This is a genomic window from Bradyrhizobium sp. th-b2, from assembly GCF_000426785.1.
In the GTDB taxonomy this organism is placed as follows: Bacteria; Pseudomonadota; Alphaproteobacteria; order Rhizobiales; family Xanthobacteraceae; genus Bradyrhizobium; species Bradyrhizobium septentrionale.
Genome location: NZ_AUGA01000018.1, coordinates 46,838 through 65,969, shown reverse-complemented (window position 1 = coordinate 65,969; position 19,132 = coordinate 46,838). Strand labels below are relative to the sequence as shown.

The following is a 19,132-nucleotide window of genomic DNA, read 5'->3' as shown; positions in this document are numbered from 1 at the left end:
GAACTTCGGTTCGACCGAAGGCTATTTGGCCGTTGCGCGGGCTGATCCGACTCCGTAAATAGAACTCCTCTACCGCGTTCCCCGATGGGCCGGCCGCGGTCCCTCACACCATAAAGCCCGCCGATGACCGCCAGGATCGAACGACCGCTTTCACCCCATTTGCAGACCTACCGGTGGACGCTGACGATGGCGCTGTCCATCGTCCACCGTGCCACAGGTCTGGCCCTCTATTTCGGCACCCTGCTGCTCGCCTGGTGGCTGATCGCAGCCGCCTCCGGCCCCTCCGCCTATGCCAATGTCCAGGCCTTCACCGGCAGTGTGATCGGCAAGCTGATCGTGTTCGGCTACACATGGGCGCTGATGCACCATCTGTGCAGCGGCATCCGGCATTTCGTCTGGGATCTCGGCTACGGCTTCAAGGCCAATGAGCGCGAAGCGCTGACCTGGGGAGCTGTGGTTGCCGGCGTCGCGCTGACCGTCCTGATCTGGACTGCCTACGCCATCGGAGGTGGACGATGAGCGGCCGTTCCTCGATGCGCACGCCGCTGGAGCGCGTCCGCGGTCTCGGGTCCGCGCATACCGGCACCGGCGACTTCTGGCGCCAGCGCCTCACCGCAGTTGCGATGACGCTGCTGATCTTTCCCGTGATCGTGGTCGTGATCATGCTGACCGGCCGCAATCATGCCGGCGCGGCGCAGATCCTCGGCTCGATCCCGATCGCCATCATCCTGCTGCTCTTCATCATCGCCAGCACCTGGCACATGAAGATCGGCATGCAGGTCGTGATCGAAGACTACATCCACAACGAGAAGCTGAAGATCGCCAGCGTGATGGCGAACAACTTCTTCTGCGTCGCGGTCGCATTGGCCTCGATCTACGCAATCCTCAAATTGTCGTCGGGAGTATAACCCATGGCCGGTGAAGGAAACGGCAAGGCCACCAACGGTGGCCCGGCCACGAACGGCAAGGCCTACCCGATCCAGGACCACACCTACGACGTCGTCGTGGTCGGCGCCGGCGGCGCGGGCCTGCGCGCCGTGGTCGGCTGCTCGGAAGCGGGCCTGCGCACCGCCTGCATCACCAAGGTGTTCCCGACCCGCTCGCACACGGTTGCGGCGCAGGGCGGCATCTCGGCCTCGCTCGGCAACATGCACCAGGACGACTGGCGCTGGCACATGTACGACACCGTGAAGGGGTCGGACTGGCTCGGCGACCAGGACGCGATCGAATACATGGTGCGCAACGCGCCCGACGCGGTCTACGAGCTCGAGCATTGGGGCGTTCCGTTCTCGCGCACCGAGGAGGGCAAGATCTATCAGCGCCCGTTCGGCGGCATGACCATCGATTTCGGCAAGGGCCAGGCGCAGCGCACCTGCGCCGCTGCCGACCGCACCGGCCACGCCATGCTGCACACGATGTACGGCCAGTCGCTGCGTCACTCGGCCGAGTTCTTCATCGAATTCTTCGCCATCGACCTGATCATGGACGACCAGGGCGTCTGCCGCGGCGTGATCGCGCTCAAGCTCGACGACGGCACGCTGCATCGCTTCCGCGCCCAGACGACGATCCTGGCGACCGGCGGCTATGGCCGCGCCTATGCCTCCTGCACCTCGGCGCACACCTGCACCGGCGACGGCGGCGGCATGGTGCTGCGTGCCGGCTTGCCGCTGCAGGACATGGAGTTCGTCCAGTTCCATCCGACCGGCATCTACGGCTCGGGTTGCCTCGTCACCGAGGGCGCCCGCGGCGAAGGCGGCTATCTCGTCAACTCCGAAGGCGAGCGCTTCATGGAGCGCTACGCGCCGTCGGCCAAGGACCTCGCCTCGCGCGACGTCGTCTCGCGCGCGATGACGATCGAGATCCGCGAAGGCCGCGGCGTCGGCAAGAAGAAGGATCACATCTTCCTGCACCTCGATCACCTCGATCCGAAGGTGCTGCATGAGCGGCTGCCGGGCATCTCCGAATCGGCGAAGATCTTCGCCAATGTCGACGTCACCCGCGAGCCGATTCCGATCGTGCCGACCGTGCACTACAACATGGGCGGCATTGCCACGAACTATCACGCCGAGGTGCTGACCAAGCGCAACGGCGACGACAATTCGGTGGTGCCGGGCCTGATGGCGATCGGTGAAGCCGCCTGCGTTTCGGTGCATGGCGCCAACCGCCTCGGCTCCAACTCGCTGATCGACCTTGTCGTATTCGGCCGCGCCGCCGCACTGCGTCTTGCCGACAAGCTGACGGCGAACGCCAAGCAGCCGGAGCTGCCGAAGGATTCGTCCGACCTCGCGCTCGGCCGGCTCGACCACTTCCGTCACGCCTCCGGCGGCACGCCGACCGCGAAGCTGCGCGACAGCATGCAGCATGTGATGCAGAACAATTGCGCGGTGTTCCGTACCGGCGACGTGCTGCAGGAAGGCCAGAACCTGATCCACAAGGTCTATGGCGGCGTCGGCGACATCTCGGTTTCGGACCGCTCGCTGGTGTGGAATTCCGACCTGATCGAGACGCTGGAATTCGACAATCTGATCGTGCAGGCAATCGTGACGATGGATTCGGCGGCCAACCGCACCGAGAGCCGCGGCGCGCATGCCCGCGAGGATTTCTCCGCGCGCGACGACAAGAACTGGATGAAGCACACGCTGACCTGGATCGATCCGGCCGGCAAGACGGCGATCGATTATCGTCCCGTCCACGACTACACGATGACCAACGACGTGCAGTACATCCCGCCGAAGGCGCGGGTCTACTGAGAACGAAGGCGAGCAAGCATGGTTGAATTCGCACTTCCGAAGAATTCGAAGATTTCCGGCGGCAAGACCTGGCCGAAGCCGGCCGGCGCCACCGAGACGCGCGAATTCCGCGTCTACCGCTGGAACCCGGACGACGGCAAGAATCCGAGTGTCGACACTTACCATGTCGACACCCATGATTGCGGCCCGATGGTGCTGGACGGTCTGATCTGGATCAAGAACCACATCGACCCGACGCTGACCTTCCGCCGCTCCTGCCGCGAAGGCGTCTGCGGCTCCTGCGCAATGAACATCGACGGCCAGAACACGCTGGCCTGCACCAAGTCGATGCACGACGTCGGCGCTGGCGGCGCGGTCAAGGTCAATCCGCTGCCGCACCAGCCGGTGGTGAAGGACCTCGTTCCCGACCTCACCAATTTCTACGCCCAGTATGCCTCGATCGAGCCGTGGCTGAAGACCACGACGCCGACGCCGCAGAAGGAGTGGAGGCAGAGCCACGAGGACCGAGAGAAGCTCGACGGCCTTTACGAGTGCATCCTGTGCGCCTGCTGCTCGACCTCCTGCCCGAGCTACTGGTGGAACAGCGAACGCTTCCTCGGTCCCGCCGCGCTGCTGCAGGCGACCCGCTGGGTCACCGATTCCCGCGACGAAGCGACCGGCGAACGGCTCGACAATCTCGAGGATCCGTTCCGCCTCTATCGCTGCCACACCATCATGAACTGCGCCAAGGCGTGCCCGAAGGGCCTCAATCCTTCGGAAGCGATCGCCGAGCTCAAGTTCAAGCTGGTCGAACGCCAGATCTGATCCGACACGCCCGCGGCCGGCGCTGTTATCAGCGGCCGCCCGCAGCAGGCCGGATCAGGATGTCGGCGCCGACGGCATCGACGCCAGGCCGATCGAGATCGAGCACGACGTCGACGATGCTGTGATCGTCCGGATCCATCGTGACGGTGAAGCCGAGATCGCGGCACATCCCGATCATCGTGGTGTTCTCGGTCAGCACCTGGCCGGACAGCCGCTTCAATCCCTCCGACTTCGCGTAGTGGATCAGCAGCTGCATCAGCGCCCAGCCTAGCCCTTTGCCCTTGAGATCGGACTGCAGCAGGATCGCATATTCGGCGTTCTGGTACAGCGAGTCCGAATGCAGCCGGACCGCGCCCATCATCTCGCCGGTGTTCGGGTCCAGCGCCACGAAGGCCATCGCGCGCGCATAATCGAGCTGGGTCAGGCGCGCGATGAACGCGTGCGAGAATTCCTTCATCGCATGGAAGAAGCGCAGCCGGAGATCTTCGGCCGTCACGCGCTTGAAGAACTCGCCGACCATCGGCTCGTCCTCCGGCCGCATCGGGCGCACCGTGACGCGCGAGCCGTCGCGTAACGCGAGCTCGCCCTCCCATTGCGACGGATACGGCCGCACCGCGAGCCGTGTCTGGCCGGCAAACAGCCGCGCCGGCTTGCGGATCGCCACCCGCGCATCGAGCGCCAGCACGCCGCTCTCGTCCGCCAGCATCGGATTGATATCGAGCTCGGCGACCTCGGGAATGTCGGCCGCCATCTGCGCCAGCTTGACAAGGGTAAGCGGCACCACATCGATTGGGACGGCCGGCACATCGCGATAGCCGCCAAGCAGCCGCGACACGCGGGTGCGCCCGACCAGCTCACGCGCCAGATTCATGTCGAGCGGCGGCAGTGCCAGCGCCTTATCGTTGATCACCTCAACCGCGGGGCCGCCGCGACCGAACACGATCACCGGACCGAAGGTCGGGTCGTCGGCGATGCCGAGGATCAGTTCGCGCGCCGCGCGTCGCACGATCATCGGCTGGATCGTCACGCCCTGCAGCTTCGCGCCGGGCCGCGCGCTTCGTGCGCGCTCCATCACGGTTCTGGCGGCCTCGACGACGCTGTCCCTGGTGCGCAGATCGAGGATGATCCCACCGACGTCGGAGGCGTGGCGAATGTCGCGCGAGAACACCCTGACCACGATCGCGCGCCCCTCGGCGAGGAACGGCGCCGCCTTCTCGGCGGCATCCTCGGCACTCTCGGCGACGATGGTCGTCACGATCGGGATATCGTAGGCCTCGAACAGGGCGACGATCTCGGGCGGATCGAGCCAGGCGCGCCCCTCCGACAATGCTTTCACGACCACATGCCGCGCCGCGACGGTCTCCGGCATGAACACCGATGCGATACCCGGCGGGATCGCGGCGAGCGCGGTAGAGGCCTCGCGATAGCGCACCAGATACATGAAGGCGCGCACCGCATCGTCCTCGGTCGGGAAATGCGGAATCCTCGCCGCCTCGAAGATCGCGCCGGTGCGCTCGTCGGCGCCGACCCACGCCGCGAGCACCAGTGCTGCCACTGCACTCCGCTTCGACCTGCGATCGCGAACGCATTGCGCCACGGCCTCGGCAATCCCCTCGGCCGGCGCCACCGCCATTTCCACATTCGCGACCAGCACCGCATCGCTGTTGGCGTCATCGAGCAGCGCATTGAGCGCCACCACGTAGCGGGCGGCATCGGCATCGCCCGCGATGTCGACGGGATTGGCGCACGACCAGCCCGGCGGCAACTCCTTGTCGAGCCGCGCAATCGTCTCCGCCGTCAATGTCGCGGGAACACCGCCGAGCTCGGCCAAGCGGTCGGTCGCGAGGATGCCGAGCCCGCCGCCATTGGTCAGGATCGCGAGCCGGTTGCCGCGCGGGACGAAGCCGCGGCCGAGCAGCTCGGCACAATCGAACAGCTGGCGAAGGTCGTAGACCCGCAGCATTCCGGCGCGGCGGAACGCGGCGTCATAGATCGCGTCCGAGCCGGCCAGCGCGCCGGTGTGGGTCGCGGCGGCCTTCGCGCCCGGCGCCATCCGTCCCGACTTGACGACGATGACCGGCCTCAACCGCGCCGCGGCGCGCGCCGCCGACATGAACTTGCGCGCATCCTTGATGGCCTCGAGGTAGATCAGGATCGCGCTGGTATGATCGTCGAGCGCGAAGTAGTCGAGCAGGTCGGCGACGTCGACATCGAGCTGGTCGCCGATCGAGGCGATGCCGGAGAAGCCGAGCCGCCGCTCCGCCGCCCACTCGATCATCGCCGCCGCGACCGCGCCGGACTGCGAGATCAGAGCGACGTGCCCGTCGGACGGCTGATGCGCGGCGAAGCTCGCATTGAGCTTCGCATGCGGCACCATGACGCCCATGCAATTGGGCCCGATCAGGCGCATGCCATGTCGACGCGCCGTCTGCTCCGCGGTCTCCGCGAGCGAGCCCGCGCCGTGGCCGAGACCCGCCGACAGGATCGCCGAACCGGCGACGCCGGCCAGCCCAGCCTCCGCCACGATCTCGGGGACCGCGGCCGCCGGCGCACTGATGACGACGAGGTCTGGTACGAACGGCAGCGACTTCAGGTCCGGAACGGTCGGCTCGCCGTCGACATCGGCATACTGCCGATTGACCACCCCGACGCGGCCGGTGAAGCCGCTCGCTTTGACGTTTCGCAGCACCGCCGCGCCGAGCGACGACGGTCGCGGGCTGCCGCCGACGATCGCGATGCTTCGCGGCGAAAATACCCGCTCCAGGCCGAACGTCGACATTGCGTGGTCTCGCAGGGAACCAGCGGACGCCCGTAACGCGCCCGCGAATGAACTCTACTTCGTCATTCGGCCAGTTGCACCCATTGAGCCGGACAGGCCCGTTAGTGCAGACCCAGCGCCTGCGCCAGGTTGAAGGTCAGGAAGCTCGCGACATAGGCCAGCGCGAGCATGTACACGAATGTCACCACCATCCACTTCGCGCTGCCGGTCTCGCGGCGGATCACCGCCAGCGTCGAGGCGCATTGCGGGGCGAAGATGTACCAGACCAGCAGCGACAGTGCAGTCGCCAGCGTCCATTTCTGCGCCAGCACCTGGCCGATCTGGTCCGCCGCCTCCTTGCCGCCCTCGATCGAATAGACGGTGCCGAGCGCCGCAACCGCGACCTCGCGCGCCGCCATGCCCGGGATCAGCGCCACCGCGATCTGCCAGTTGAAGCCGATCGGCCGCAGCAGCGGCTCGAGCGCATGGCCGATCATCGCCGCAAAGCTGTAGTTGATCGCCGGCCCCTCGGCGCCGGCCGGCGCCTGCGGGAACGACGCCAGGAACCAGATCAGCACCATCATCGAGAGAATCGTGGTGCCGGCGCGGTACAGGAACATCTTGGCACGGGTGAACACGCCGATCGCGATGCTGCGCAGCCGCGGCACCTTGTAGTCGGGCAATTCCAGCATGAACGGCGCCGGCGCATGGTCGCGCCACATCAAGAACTTTGCGATCGCCGAGACCGTCAGCGCGCTGGTGATGCCGGCGGCATAGAGGCCGAACATCACGAGCCCCTGCAGATTGACGAAACCCCACACCGTGGTCGACGGAACGAAGGCGGAAATGATCAGCGTGTAGACCGGAATCCGCGCCGAGCAGGTCATCAGCGGCGCGATCAGGATCGTGGTCAGGCGGTCGCGCCTGTTGTCGATCACCCGCGTCGCCATGATGCCGGGAATCGCGCAGGCAAAGCTCGACAGCAGCGGAATGAAGGCGCGGCCGTGCAACCCGGCGCCGCCCATGATGCGGTCCATCAGGAACGCGGCGCGCGCCATGTAGCCGAAATCTTCCAAGAGCAGGATGAACAGGAAGATGATGATGATCTGCGGCAGGAACACGATCACGCTGCCGACGCCGGAGATCACGCCGTTCTGCAGGAAGCTCTGCAACAGGCCCCAGCTTTCCGGCAGCACGCCGTGAATCAATTGCCCGAGCGCGGCAAAACTGTCCGACAGCAATTCCATCGCCGGCTGCGCCCAGGTGAACACCGCCTGGAACATCACGAACAGGATCACGGCCAGGATCACGAGACCCCAGACCGGATGCAGCACGACGGAATCGATCCGCGTCGTCAGCGTGTCGGGCTTGGCCGGCAGCGTCACGGCTGATGCAATGATGCGGTCCGCCTCGCGCTGCGCCGCCTTGAGATCGGCGATGGTCGGCGTGGTCCACTCGCTGGCCGCCGCTTCATGCGACCGGGCCAGGAATTCGTCGGTCCGCTTCAAGAGCTCGTCGACGCCGCCCTTGCGCACCGCGACCGAGGTCACGATCGGCAAGCCCAGCTCCTGCGACATGCGATCGATGTCGATCGTCACGCCGCGGCGCTTCGCGATGTCGATCATGTTGAGCACGAGCATCATCGGCCGGCCAACACGCTTCAGCTCGAGCACGAGCCGCAAGGTCAGCCGCAGGTTGGTGGCGTCAGCGACGCAGAGCACGAGATCGGGCACCGCCTCGCCGTCGAAGCGGCCGAGCACGATGTCGCGGGTGATTTCCTCGTCCGGGCTGCGGCCGCGCAGCGAATAGGTGCCGGGCAGGTCCAGCACGGTCACGCTGCGGCCCTCTGGCGTGACGAAGCCGCCGGATTTGCGCTCGACGGTGACGCCGGGATAATTGGCGACCTTCTGGCTGCTGCCGGTCAACCGGTTGAACAGCGAGGTCTTGCCGGTGTTCGGGGCACCGACCAGCGCCAGACGCAGGGATGCAGCGGTCATTCGACGATCACAGCCATGGCTTCGCTCCGGCGCAGCGCAATCGTGATGTTGTCGACGCGCACTGCGATCGGATCCCGTCGGATCGTGCCCTCATGCAGGATTTCCACGCGTGCGCCCTCGACAAAACCCATCTCGACCAGGCGCTGCTCCAGCTCCTGCGGAGACAGCGATGAGCCCGTCACGAGCGCATCGAGCCTGATGATCTTTCCGACAAAACCGCGATCCGCATGTCCGAGCCGGATGTCCTGAAGATTATCCTGGGAGCTGTTTGGATCGCCTGTCATGCGGCCTGTGTTTCAGCAGGTAGTCACAGGGTCAAGCGTTTGCCCGTGAGAGGTTTTAGAACTCCTAAAAACAGCGTCGGGAAGCGTCATCCGGGTCGATTTTCCGCTTGACCGCCGACGAGGCGCTAACGGGTCCGTGATGTCACCGGGCGGCATCGGCCCGGCGCGGCCCCGAGCGCAAGCCGGCGTCCGCTTGATCGATCCGCCTCGGCCTGCGCTGCCCTTGAGCGGCCGCGCCACGGCGAAAGCGCCCCGGCGCCACATCCCAAGGCCACACCTCAAGGCGGGGTTTCGCTTCCTCCGGCGCAACGGTTTGCGTTAAGGTCCGCAAGGAGCCGGAGCGCCCGTGCCGACTGCACAACGCAATTCGCTGAGACTGCTGCGATGGATGATGGCCGCCGCGCTAGCCCTTCCGCTGGCGCTGTTTGCGTTCGCCTCCGCGATGTCCTGGATCTCGATCAACGAGGCCGCCGACCAGGAAATCCAGCGCACGCTTGATGTCGCCCATGAGCACGCGCTCAAGGTGTTCGAGACCATCGACCGCAGCCTGGCCGAGGTCACCGAGGTCATCCGCGGCATGGGCGATGGCGACATCGTCGCGCGCGACAAGAGCCTGCACCAGCGACTGCGCAAGGTCGCCGAGGCGCTTCCCCAGGTGAAGTCGATCTGGGTGTTCGATGCCAACGGCCGCGCCCTGGTCAACAGCCTGGTGCAGCCGGCCCCCGACATCGATTTCTCGGACCGGGAATACTTCCGGATCCATGCCCCGGGCGACATCGGCACCTATATCGGCGAGGTGCTGACGCCTCGGCCGCCCTATCTGGGGTCGCGGTTCTTCAGCGTCGGCCGGCGCCGCAACAACGAGGACGGCAGCTTTGCCGGCGTGATCCAGGCCTCCGTGCTTCCGGAATATTTCGTCAATTTCTACGCGCGGATCGGCCGCGAGCCCGGCAGCTTCCTGGCGCTGATCCGGACCGACGGTGCGGTGCTGGCGCACTTCCCCGTCGTCGACCGCAACGTCAGGTTCGAGCCGGGCGGGCCGCTCGGGCGGCAGATCGTCGCCAATCCCGAGGCCGGCGCCATGACGATCCAGTCCCCGGCCGACGGCGTCGAACGGCGCATGCGCTATCAGCGGCTGGCCGAATACCCGATCTATGTCAGCGCCGGCCTCGAAACCTCGGCGATCAAGTCGCGCTGGATGTCGACCATGGCCCAGCACCTGATCTTCGGGATCCCGGCCACCGCGCTGCTGTTCGGCCTGCTCGCGCTCGCCTTCCGGCGCACCCAGCGCCTGCAGGAGGAGGCCAACCGGCGGATCGAGGCCGAGGACGCGCTGCGTCATGGCCAGCGGCTGGAGGCGCTCGGCCAACTCACCGGCGGCGTCGCGCACGATTTCAACAATCTGCTGACCGTGATCCGCGCCTCGGTCGACATGTTGCGGCGGCCGGACCTGCCGGAGCCGCGGCGGCAGCGCTACATCGACGCGATCTCCAACACCGTGAACCGCGCCGCCAAGCTGACCAACCAGCTACTCGCGTTCGCGCGCCGGCAAACCCTCAAGCCCGAGGTGTTCGACGCCAGCCAGAATGTGCGGACCCTGAGCGAGATGATCGCGACCCTGATCGGCTCGCGCATCGAGATCACAGCGCAGGTGCCGGACGAAACCTGTCTGGTCAACGCCGACGCCGGCCAGTTCGAGACCGCGATCATCAACATGGCGGTCAACGCGCGCGACGCCATGGACGGCGTCGGCCGGCTTACGATCGCGGTCCGCCCGGTCAACAGCCTGCCGTCCGGAGCAGCGAACCCGCCGAGCCCTCACGGCCACGTCGCGGTGTCGGTGGCCGACACCGGCGTCGGCATTCCGCAGGATCTGTTCGGCCGCATCTTCGAGCCGTTTTACACCACCAAGGAAATCGGCCAGGGCACTGGCCTCGGCCTGTCGCAGGTGTTCGGCTTTGCCAAGCAATCCGGCGGCGAGGTGACCGTCACCAGCGACGTCGGCAAGGGCTCGACATTCACGCTGTATCTGCCGCGCGTCGTCGGCGAACACCGCGCGCAATCGGTGCGCACCGAGGATGCGCCTTCGGTCGATCGAACCGCGGCGTCGGTCTTGATCGTCGAGGACAATGTGGAGGTCGGAAAGTTCGCCGCCGACACGCTGACCCAGCTTGGCTGCACCTGCGTGCTGGTGGAGAACGCCACCCACGCCTTGGAAGAGCTTGCCGTCGACCCCGACAGGTTCGACCTCGTATTCACCGACGTCGTGATGCCCGGCATGAGCGGCATCGAGCTTGCGGGGGAGATCCGCCGGCAGGGGCTCGACCTGCCGATCGTGCTCGCCTCCGGCTACAGCCAGGTGCTGTCGCAGCAGGGCAGCGGCGGCTTCGAGCTGCTGCAGAAGCCCTATTCGGCCGAGCAACTCGCGCGCGTGCTGCACAAGGCCGCGCGCTCGCGCCGGCTGCGGCGCGACCAGGCGCCGGCGTCGTGAGGCTGTGCGATAGGTTCTCGAATCCGCTGCCACAGAATCGGTGTCGCCGCCCGGCTTGCCGCCTTCGCTAAAGCTTCGGCGTGCCTGGGATTTGTGGCCTCGTCGAAGCCTTGGCGTAGACGGGACCGGTCGATCCAGTATTCCAGAGGCGCCGATGCTTGAGCCGAGAAGCCGCGGCGTACTGGATCGCCCGGTCGAGCCGGGCGATGACAGGTGTGGATGGGGGCGCAGCGTTGCATTCTCGCGACATGATTTGTCCGAGGCTCGCTCTTCGTTTCGCCCTCTCACTTCACAGAGGGCGCAGGGGCTTGACGGGTTTTTGCTGAGTTGCCAGTCGGCAAATCAGTGAGCGACACGGAAGTGCCGGCGGTCGTTGGCGCGACCGCATTGCGGAGATGCGCGCGCGTGGTTACGTCGGGCAGGGCCGGACGCGGAGCAACGCGATGGCTCGCACGGGATTGATATGTGGTCCTCCGCTCTGGACGACGGGCTTGTCTTCCCCTTCCCCCTGAAAGGGCGAAGGTCGGGATGGGGGCAGCCGCAGACGACGCTGTCTGCGGAGAGAGCAGATCCCCACCCGCTTTGCTCTCGCGAGCAAAGCGACCTCCCCTTTCCAAGGGGAGGTGAAGCGAGAACGCGGATGCAGATGCGACACAACAAGGAAGGCTTGCGATGATCGGCCATATCGGCTTTTCGGTCTCCGACTATCAGCGCGCGAAGGCGTTCTACCAGACGGCGCTGGCGCCGCTCGGCTACGGCCTGATCATGGAAGTGCCGGCGGAAGTGACCGGGCACGCGCCTGCGGCGGGGTTCGGCGCCAACGGCAAGCCGGACTTCTGGATCGGCGGCGAAGGCGCGATGAACAGGCCGGTGCATATCGCGATTGTGGCCAAGGACCGTGCCACCGTCGATGCTTTCTACAAGGCCGCGATGGCAGCCGGCGGCCGCGACAACGGTGCGCCCGGCATCCGCGCGCATTATCACCCGAACTATGACGGCGCGTTCGTGCTCGATCCCGACGGCCACAATATCGAGGCGGTCTGCCACACGCCCGGATGAGGCGCATAGGAACGCCGCGGCGCGCGATCCGCTATCGCTTCGAATTTCGATGGAGCGATCAATGAACACGTCGCGACCCTACGTCGGCGACAACGGCAAGGTCTCGATGTGATGCCGATCGAGCCTCCCGAGATCCCACCATCAACGCCAGGCACGCCGAGCGAACCGCCGCCGGGCATTCCGCCGGGAAATCCGCAGCCTGAGATTCCAGCGCCGGTGCGCGAACCCGGTGAGCCGCCGCGACCGGACGAGTTGCCCGGCAACACGCCCGACGAATTACCGGTGCGTGGACCGCCGGGACCATCCGGTCCACCACCTGCGACAGATCGACTCGCCGCGGGGTGAATCACCCCCGCGCCTCAGTTCCACATCAGTTGCAACTATGTCCGAGCGTTTCTTCTGAATGCGCAGTGAACAAGCGCGCATGCAACCCGTTATAATGTCGAAATAAACTTCGCCGATGATTCGTGGCTCGCCACAATCCGGCCTAACGGCTGGCCGTTCATCGTCCTGCCGAATTGTTCGGCTCACTGTTTTCTTTCCTGCCCAGAACTTTCCGCCCGGGGACTCCAAGACCATGACAAAGCTTCGTCTCGTGCTGCTTGCCACGACTGCGCTGACGGTGATGCAATTCGCCACCTCAGCGTCGCACGCCCAAACCTCGCCGCTGGTCGTCGCACAGGCGCAGCCAAAGGAAGAAACCGGACCTGACGGAAAGCCGAAGCCACGGCCCGCGCCGGGTGCTCCCGCACATCCGGCACCGCCCGCAGCCGCGCCGCATCCGCAGGCACCACCTCCGGCCGCCGCACCGCCTGCGCGTCCCGCGCCGCCGCCGGCCGCGGCGCCCGCGAAGCCGACCCCGCCACCGCCGCCACCGGCTGCTGCTCCGGCACACCCGACGCCGCCACCTCCGCCCGCCGCTGCACCTGCGCGCCCGACGCCGCCTCCGCCGCCCGCGGCAGCTCCCGCTCGCCCCGCACCGCCCGCCGCGCCCACGCGGCCGGAGCCGCCCGCGGCTGCCCCGGCGAAGCCGACCCCGCCCCCTCCGCCGCCTGCCGCAGCACCGCAACGTCCGGCGACGCCTCCGCCACCTCCACCCCCGGCTGCGCATACGCCGCCGACGCCTGCACCGGGCGCAGCTCCCGCAGCACGTCCCGGCACGCCGCCGCCTCCGACAGCAGCAACGCCTGCGCCTGCAACGCCGACAGCTCCGACAACGGCTCCCGCCGAACGCCGGCCTGGTGATCGTCCGGGTGGTGAACGTCCGGGTGGCACCAGGCAACCTCCGGGCACGCCGCCCGCCGCGACATCTCCAGCAACGCCCGCGCCTTCGGCGACGACGCCTCCCGCAGCGGGACAGCCGCCGGCACGACCGGGCGCACCGCCCGCCGCAACACCCGGTGCGACCCCGACGCCGGGTCAGCAGGGACGTCCGGCTACACCGCCCGGAACACCGGCGACCCCAGGCGCGGCAATGGGCGCGCCCGGCGCAACGCCAACGCCAGCGGCGCCAGGTCAGCAGGGACGTCCGGCCACACCGCCCGGAACGCCGGCGACTCCAGGCGCCGCAATGGGCGCACCTGGCGCTGCTCCTGGAGCAGTTCCTGGCGCTGCACCGGCTCCGGGTCAGCCGGGACGCCCGGGCACACCTCCGCCGGCAGCCGGCGCTGCGCCCGCACTGCCGCCCGCCGCGGGAGCCGCCATGGGCGCGCCATCGGCGCGTCCAGCCGGCCCCTCGGCGCCGGGTGTCGTCCCCGGCTCGGCAGCCGCAACCCCGCCGCCCGGCCAGGCGCAATACGCCCCACCGACGGTTTCCTCGGCCTTCCGGACCGCGCCGACGGTTTCAGCACCGCTGCCACCGCCGCCACGCCATGACAACCTCACGCCGCTCGCGATCGGCGCCGCGGTCGGTGTCGGCGTGGTGGCCGGCGCCATCATCGGCGGGAGCATCGCCGACCTGCGCGGCCAGCGGCAGGAAGTCGTCGAAGGCGGCCGCACCATCTACACCGAGCCGGACCGGATCATCATTCGCGATCCGGGCGGACAGGCCTATGTCCGGGGCGACGATAACTATCGCTTCCGCTATGGCGCGCGCGACATTCGCACCGAGACGATCGGCGGCGAGACCCGCACCATCGTGGTTCGTCCCGACGGCACCGAGATCATCACGGTGGTCGGTCCCGACGGGCAGATGCTGCGCCGGATCCGCAGGGATGCAGGCGGCCGCGAGCTCGTCATCATCGACAACTCCTATCGCGATCCGCGCGCGGTTGGCGGCTTCTATGTCGACCTGCCGCCGCCGGTGGTGCGCATTCCCTATGATCGCTACATCGTCGAGTCCGACAGCGCGGCACCTGATGTAATCTACGACACCATGGAGGCCCCGCCGGTGGACCGGATCGCGCGGCGCTATTCGCTCGACGAGATCCGCTACAGTCCGAACGTGCGCATGCTGATGCCGTCGATCGACGTCAACAGCATCAACTTCGACTCAGGGTCCTGGCAGATTCCCCCGGATCAGGCGGCGAAGCTGCAGGCGATCGCCGACGGCCTCAACCGTGCCATCCAGCGCAATCCGCGCGAGGTGTTCCTGATCGAGGGCCATACGGACGCGACCGGCAACGACACCGACAATCTGTCGCTGTCCGACCGCCGTGCGCAATCCGCAGCCGAGCTGTTGACGCAGCAGTTCGGCGTGCCGGCCGAGAACCTGACCTCGCAGGGCTACGGCTCGCAATATCTGAAGGAGCAGACCGACGGACCGAGCCGCATCAACCGGCGCGTCACCGTCCGCCGCATCACCCCGCTGCTCAACGGCGGCACCGCCTCCGCCGCGCCGCCGCCGCGCTGAGCGGGGCGACATCACGATACGAAATGGCCGGGAGCGATCCCGGCCATTTTTGTTTTTCTCCTTCCCCTGAAAGGTCGGGATGGGGGTCAGCCGCAGGCGATGCCGTATGCGGAGAGAGCTGATCCCCACCCGCTTTGCTCTGGCGAGCAAAGCGACCTCCCTTTCAAGGGGAGGTAGGAGCGCTTCCAAGACCTCGTGACTTCACCGCGCCATCTGCTGCGGATCGTAGAAGAAGCGCTCCTCGACCAGCTCCTCGCCGCGCCAGGTCTGCCAGGCGACCTCTTCCATGCTGCGGACCTTGCCGTCCTTGGCCGTGAACTCGAACCGCCAGCAGATCGCCGAATGATCGCCATCGACGAGCAGCGGACCGAGCCGCGTGGTCTTCACGCCGGCGACCGCGGCCAGCACCGCCGCCTCGCGCGCCGCCAGCGCCTCGCGGCCGACGCGCCATTCGCCGTCATTCTCCTGGGTGCGGGCGTCCGCTGAATAGAAATTCCTGATCGCGCCGACATGGTCGTTGGACTCGACCGTGTCAGCGAAGGCTTGCAGCGTCTTGAGCGAGGGCATCACGGCATCTCCCATTTACCGACCGATGGTCGGTATTTATCGACTGGGAGTCGGTAAATCAACTGGCGCCGATACGGAACCTGCGCTAGACAGGCGCCATGGCAACCCAGGCCGAGCGGCGCGAGAAGACAAGAGCCGCCATCGTCAAGGCGGCGCGGCGCATCTTTGGCGAGCGCGGCTTTGCGGCTGCGACGATGGACGACATCGCCGCCGGGGCCCGCGTCGCCAAGGGCGCGGTCTATCATCACTTCGCGACCAAGGAGGCGGTGTTCGAGGCGGTGTTCGAGCAGGTCTCGCTCGACCTCGTCTCCGATCTCGACCGCATCTCGCGCGCCGAGAACGACCCGCTCGCGGCGATGGCGGCGGGAACCCAGGGCTATTTCGCGGCGTGCTCGAAGGGCCCGACCGGCCAGATCATTTTGCGCGATGGCCCGGCCGTGCTCGGCTGGGAACGCTGGCGTGAGATCGACGCCAAGCATTTCGGCGGAAAATTTCCGCGCGCGCTGGCCGCTGCAATGGACGCCGGCGTGATCGCCAAGCAGCCGATCGAGCCGTTGGCGCGGCTGTTGCTCGGCGCGGTGACGGAAGCCGCGGTTGCGGTTTCAGCGGGTCCCGACATCGGCAAGACCGGCACGGATTACGCGCGCGCATTTCGCTCGCTGCTCGATGCGCTCAGGGTGAAGTAAGCCAACGTCTCTCCCCCTCGTCGTCCCGGCGAAGGCCGGGACCCATAACCACAGGGTGGAGTTGTTGAAGTGAGCTGCGGCCCCAGCGTTGCGAAACAGTTGACGGTCGTGGTTATGGGTCCCGGGTCAAGCCCGGGACGACACTGAGTTTTTGGTTACGTCAGTCCTTGTCGTTCTCGAGCTGGAAAATCTGCGAGCCTTCGCCGCTCGAGAGCAGGCCGGTCTTGTTGTAGAGGCCGAGCTTGGCGCGGGTGTCGGCGATGTCGAGGTTGCGCATCGTCAGCTGGCCGATGCGGTCGGCCGGCGTGAAGGCGGCGTCCTCGACCTTCTCCATGCTGAGCCGCTCCGGCGCATAGGTCAGGTTCGGGCTCTCGGTGTTCAGGATCGAGTAGTCGTTGCCGCGGCGCAGCTCGAGCGTCACCTCGCCGGTGACGGCGCGCGCCACCCAGCGCTGCGCGGTCTCGCGCAGCATCAAGGCCTGCGAATCGAACCAGCGGCCCTGATACAGCAAGCGGCCGAGCCGCATGCCGCTGATGCGGTACTGCTCGATCGTATCCTCATTGTGGATACCGGTGACCAGCCGCTCATAGGCGATGTGCAGCAGCGCCATGCCCGGCGCCTCGTAGATGCCGCGGCTCTTGGCCTCGATGATCCGGTTCTCGATCTGGTCGCTCATGCCGAGGCCATGGCGGCCGCCGATCACGTTGGCCTCGAGGAACAGCGCGACCGGATCGGCAAACGTCTTGCCGTTCAGCGCGACCGGCTGGCCCTCCTCGAAGCGCACCACGACCTTCTCAGGCTTGACGTCGCAGTCGGCGCGCCAGAACGGCACGCCCATGATCGGATTGACGATGGTGATGCCGCTCGAAAGACTTTCGAGATCCTTGGCTTCATGCGTGGCGCCGAGCAGATTGCTGTCGGTCGAATAGGCCTTCTCCGCGCTCATCTTGTAGGCGAAGCCCTGCGCGGTCATGAAGGCCGACATTTCAGCGCGGCCGCCGAGCTCGTCGATGAACTGCTGGTCGAGCCAGGGCTTATAAATCCGCAACGACGGATTGGTGAGCAGGCCGTAGCGATAGAAGCGCTCGATGTCGTTGCCCTTGAAGGTCGAGCCGTCGCCCCAGATGTTGACGCCGTCCTCCTGCATCGCGGCGACCAGCATCGTGCCGGTGACCGCGCGGCCGAGCGGGGTGGTGTTGAAATAGGTGATGCCGCCGGTCGAGATGTGGAAGGCGCCGGACTGGATCGCGGCGATGCCCTCATGCACCAGCTGGGTGCGGCAATCGACCAGGCGGGCCTTCTCGGCGCCGAAATCCATCGCCTTGCGCGGGATCGCGTCGTAGTCGGCCTCGTCGGGCTGGCCGAGATTGGCGGTGTAAGCAAAGACCTTGGCGCCCTTCAGCTTCATCCAGAGCAGCGCCGCTGACGTGTCGAGCCCGCCCGAGAACGCGATGCCGACTTTCTCGCCGGTGGGCAGGCTTTTCAGAATCGTGCTCATGGAACGGTCCAATCGGTCGGAAATGGGTGGTGTTTGGCAGGCCGAATATCAAATTTCAGCAGGCTGGGCACGCCTTTAATCAGGCCTCGGGCTGGCTGGGCTCTACCCTGCCACCCCGGCGCCAGTGCTGCATCCACCGGTAGCCCGGCATCGCAAGCCGGGTCAGCGCCGCATCGACCGCCTCGTCGGTCAGCCGGGTCGAGGCCCAGCGGTAGATCAGGGCATAGAACAGCCAGACCACCAGAAAAGACACCAGGCCCGCGATCGCGACGTCGGTGAAAAAGTGCCCGCCAAAGGCCATTCGCAAGCCGCTGGTGACGATGCCGAACACGGTGGCGCCGGCAAAGGCCAGCGGCCGCCAGGCGGGCGGCGTCAGCGCCGCCGGCGCATAGGTCCAGAACGCGGTGGCGCCCTCGCCGGAGAAGAACGAGCAATTGCGCGGGCAGCCGCCGCGCGGGTCCCACCACGGCATGAATGGCAGGTCGCCGCCGAACTGCGTCACGAACACCGGCCGCGGCCGGCCCCAATAATTCTTGAAGGTCAGGTTAGTGAGCACGCCGGCCGAGAGCAGCATCGTGGTGAGCAGGAACACCGCGGCGCGGCCCGACATCAGCATCGGCCGCTCCGGGCGGATGAATTTCCAGACGATGGTCACGATCGCCGGCAGCACCAGCGCCCAGGCGATCCACATCGCCGCATCGCGCGCGAACGACGCCACCGCATCGAGCTTCAGCGGAAAGGTGTTTTGCGCGGCATCGTAGAACAGTGCCGCCAGCTTCAGATCGAGCTCGGGATAGATCCCGAACACGAGGCCAATGATGAGCGCCAGCGCCAGCGCTATGACAAGTCCGGTCCGGTTCATGGCGCGCGGTTTAGCCGAGGCTGTGCGGCATGGGAAGCATCACGGCTGCGGCGATTGCGACGGCAATGGCGGGGGCGGCGGCAGGGGACGCGGCGGCTCGCGCCAGGCGCCGGCGCTGCGGCCAGCGATCAGCCAGTAGACCAGGCCGGCGACGATGCCGGCGCCGGTCATGATCTCCATGTGCCGACGCACGATGCCTTGGAATTGCATCATATCAGGGTCGAACGGAACCAGGCCGAGATAGCAGGCCGCGCCGACGATGGCGCCGCCGACGGCGTAGGCCAGCACGCTCCTGATGTAGAAGGCCTCGGTCAGCAGCACCACGATCAGCGCGGGCAACAATGCAAAGCCGGAGATGAAGATGAAGCCGAAGCCGAGCACGATGTTGACAGCGCTCTGGTCGATCTGGCCGCCGAAATCGCTGATCTCGGGATACAGCACCGCAACGACCACGATGATGCCCGCGACGAAGCAGGCCATCAGGAAACCGAAGGCGACGACGAACAGGCGGCCGATCAAGGCCAT

The 19,132-nt window shown here is 66.8% G+C and carries 16 protein-coding genes; 9 read left to right on the top strand and 7 right to left on the bottom strand.

What is annotated here, in order from left to right; genetic code table 11:
- Nucleotides 1–123: 123 nt before the first annotated feature.
- From sdhC to K359_RS0121970, 4 genes are read left to right on the top strand one after another with little or no spacing between them, the layout of a single operon-like run.
- Nucleotides 124–519 carry a succinate dehydrogenase, cytochrome b556 subunit gene (sdhC, locus tag K359_RS0121985; protein WP_029081258.1) on the top strand — a complete coding sequence of 132 codons (396 nt, stop codon included), beginning with the start codon at nucleotides 124–126 and terminating at the stop codon, nucleotides 517–519.
- A gap of 14 nt (nucleotides 520–533) precedes the next feature.
- On the top strand, nucleotides 534–908 hold the full coding sequence (gene sdhD / locus K359_RS0121980; protein ID WP_156928619.1) for a succinate dehydrogenase, hydrophobic membrane anchor protein: 375 nt from the start codon (nucleotides 534–536) through the stop codon (nucleotides 906–908).
- Between the two features lie 3 nt (nucleotides 909–911).
- On the top strand, nucleotides 912–2,750 hold the full coding sequence (gene sdhA, locus K359_RS0121975; protein WP_029081256.1) for a succinate dehydrogenase flavoprotein subunit: 1,839 nt from the start codon (nucleotides 912–914) through the stop codon (nucleotides 2,748–2,750).
- A gap of 18 nt (nucleotides 2,751–2,768) precedes the next feature.
- Complete coding sequence (locus K359_RS0121970; protein ID WP_029081255.1) at nucleotides 2,769–3,554, top strand: succinate dehydrogenase iron-sulfur subunit; 786 nt, start codon at nucleotides 2,769–2,771, stop codon at nucleotides 3,552–3,554.
- Between the two features lie 28 nt (nucleotides 3,555–3,582).
- Here K359_RS0121970 and K359_RS0121965 read toward each other — a convergent pair whose 3' ends face one another.
- The 3 genes from K359_RS0121965 to K359_RS0121955 form a co-directional block, all read right to left on the bottom strand.
- A complete protein-coding gene (locus K359_RS0121965) occupies nucleotides 3,583–6,333 on the bottom strand; it encodes a bifunctional acetate--CoA ligase family protein/GNAT family N-acetyltransferase (protein WP_029081254.1) in 2,751 nt (916 codons plus the stop codon).
- Between the two features lie 101 nt (nucleotides 6,334–6,434).
- Complete coding sequence (locus tag K359_RS0121960) at nucleotides 6,435–8,309, bottom strand: ferrous iron transporter B (RefSeq protein ID WP_029081253.1); 1,875 nt, start codon at nucleotides 8,307–8,309, stop codon at nucleotides 6,435–6,437.
- Entirely contained in the window at nucleotides 8,306–8,593 is a 288-nt protein-coding gene (locus K359_RS0121955) for a FeoA family protein (RefSeq protein WP_029081252.1), read from the bottom strand. The genes K359_RS0121960 and K359_RS0121955 overlap by 4 nt, the downstream gene beginning before the upstream one ends.
- Before the next feature lie 346 nt (nucleotides 8,594–8,939).
- Here K359_RS0121955 and K359_RS0121950 point away from each other — a divergent pair, with 346 nt between their 5' ends.
- The 4 genes from K359_RS0121950 (at nucleotide 8,940) to K359_RS58945 (ending at nucleotide 14,994) form a co-directional block, all read left to right on the top strand.
- Nucleotides 8,940–11,084, top strand: a complete 2,145-nt coding sequence (locus K359_RS0121950; protein WP_029081251.1) for a hybrid sensor histidine kinase/response regulator — start codon at nucleotides 8,940–8,942, stop codon at nucleotides 11,082–11,084.
- Nucleotides 11,085–11,756: 672 nt separating this feature from the next.
- Nucleotides 11,757–12,143 carry a VOC family protein gene (locus K359_RS0121945; RefSeq protein ID WP_029081250.1) on the top strand — a complete coding sequence of 129 codons (387 nt, stop codon included), beginning with the start codon at nucleotides 11,757–11,759 and terminating at the stop codon, nucleotides 12,141–12,143.
- 111 nt (nucleotides 12,144–12,254) lie between these two features.
- Nucleotides 12,255–12,488, top strand: coding sequence for a hypothetical protein (locus K359_RS64510; protein WP_084518473.1), 234 nt, complete (start codon nucleotides 12,255–12,257; stop codon nucleotides 12,486–12,488).
- Nucleotides 12,489–12,720: 232 nt separating this feature from the next.
- Nucleotides 12,721–14,994, top strand: a complete 2,274-nt coding sequence (locus K359_RS58945; RefSeq protein ID WP_084518472.1) for an OmpA family protein — start codon at nucleotides 12,721–12,723, stop codon at nucleotides 14,992–14,994.
- 201 nt (nucleotides 14,995–15,195) lie between these two features.
- Here K359_RS58945 and K359_RS0121925 read toward each other — a convergent pair whose 3' ends face one another.
- Nucleotides 15,196–15,561, bottom strand: a complete 366-nt coding sequence (locus K359_RS0121925; protein ID WP_029081246.1) for a hypothetical protein — start codon at nucleotides 15,559–15,561, stop codon at nucleotides 15,196–15,198.
- Nucleotides 15,562–15,659: 98 nt separating this feature from the next.
- Here K359_RS0121925 and K359_RS0121920 point away from each other — a divergent pair, with 98 nt between their 5' ends.
- Nucleotides 15,660–16,247, top strand: a complete 588-nt coding sequence (locus tag K359_RS0121920; RefSeq protein ID WP_029081245.1) for a TetR/AcrR family transcriptional regulator — start codon at nucleotides 15,660–15,662, stop codon at nucleotides 16,245–16,247.
- A 160-nt stretch (nucleotides 16,248–16,407) separates the two neighbouring features.
- On the opposite strand, the gene argG is transcribed toward K359_RS0121920, so the two are convergent.
- The 3 genes from argG to K359_RS0121905 all read right to left on the bottom strand — a co-directional run bounded on the left by argG (nucleotide 16,408) and on the right by K359_RS0121905 (nucleotide 19,132).
- Nucleotides 16,408–17,745: an argininosuccinate synthase gene (gene argG / locus K359_RS0121915; protein ID WP_029081244.1), complete on the bottom strand. Its 1,338-nt coding sequence runs from the start codon at nucleotides 17,743–17,745 to the stop codon at nucleotides 16,408–16,410.
- A 79-nt stretch (nucleotides 17,746–17,824) separates the two neighbouring features.
- Entirely contained in the window at nucleotides 17,825–18,607 is a 783-nt protein-coding gene (locus K359_RS0121910) for a phosphatase PAP2 family protein (protein WP_029081243.1), read from the bottom strand.
- A gap of 39 nt (nucleotides 18,608–18,646) precedes the next feature.
- A complete protein-coding gene (locus tag K359_RS0121905) occupies nucleotides 18,647–19,132 on the bottom strand; it encodes a hypothetical protein (protein WP_029081242.1) in 486 nt (161 codons plus the stop codon).

What these genes read in the sequence shown, in the direction of transcription:
- K359_RS0121910 (WP_029081243.1), bottom strand. Translation starts at nt 18,607, where the DNA reads ATGAACCGGACCGGACTTGTCATAGCGCTGGCGCTGGCGCTCATCATT.
- K359_RS64510 (WP_084518473.1), top strand. Translation starts at nt 12,255, where the DNA reads ATGCCGATCGAGCCTCCCGAGATCCCACCATCAACGCCAGGCACGCCG.
- K359_RS58945 (WP_084518472.1), top strand. Translation starts at nt 12,721, where the DNA reads ATGACAAAGCTTCGTCTCGTGCTGCTTGCCACGACTGCGCTGACGGTG.
- sdhC (WP_029081258.1), top strand. Translation starts at nt 124, where the DNA reads ATGACCGCCAGGATCGAACGACCGCTTTCACCCCATTTGCAGACCTAC.
- K359_RS0121945 (WP_029081250.1), top strand. Translation starts at nt 11,757, where the DNA reads ATGATCGGCCATATCGGCTTTTCGGTCTCCGACTATCAGCGCGCGAAG.
- K359_RS0121905 (WP_029081242.1), bottom strand. Translation starts at nt 19,132, where the DNA reads ATGGCCTTGATCGGCCGCCTGTTCGTCGTCGCCTTCGGTTTCCTGATG.
- K359_RS0121925 (WP_029081246.1), bottom strand. Translation starts at nt 15,561, where the DNA reads ATGCCCTCGCTCAAGACGCTGCAAGCCTTCGCTGACACGGTCGAGTCC.
- K359_RS0121965 (WP_029081254.1), bottom strand. Translation starts at nt 6,333, where the DNA reads ATGTCGACGTTCGGCCTGGAGCGGGTATTTTCGCCGCGAAGCATCGCG.
- K359_RS0121960 (WP_029081253.1), bottom strand. Translation starts at nt 8,309, where the DNA reads ATGACCGCTGCATCCCTGCGTCTGGCGCTGGTCGGTGCCCCGAACACC.
- K359_RS0121920 (WP_029081245.1), top strand. Translation starts at nt 15,660, where the DNA reads ATGGCAACCCAGGCCGAGCGGCGCGAGAAGACAAGAGCCGCCATCGTC.
- sdhD (WP_156928619.1), top strand. Translation starts at nt 534, where the DNA reads ATGCGCACGCCGCTGGAGCGCGTCCGCGGTCTCGGGTCCGCGCATACC.
- argG (WP_029081244.1), bottom strand. Translation starts at nt 17,745, where the DNA reads ATGAGCACGATTCTGAAAAGCCTGCCCACCGGCGAGAAAGTCGGCATC.
- K359_RS0121955 (WP_029081252.1), bottom strand. Translation starts at nt 8,593, where the DNA reads ATGACAGGCGATCCAAACAGCTCCCAGGATAATCTTCAGGACATCCGG.
- K359_RS0121970 (WP_029081255.1), top strand. Translation starts at nt 2,769, where the DNA reads ATGGTTGAATTCGCACTTCCGAAGAATTCGAAGATTTCCGGCGGCAAG.
- sdhA (WP_029081256.1), top strand. Translation starts at nt 912, where the DNA reads ATGGCCGGTGAAGGAAACGGCAAGGCCACCAACGGTGGCCCGGCCACG.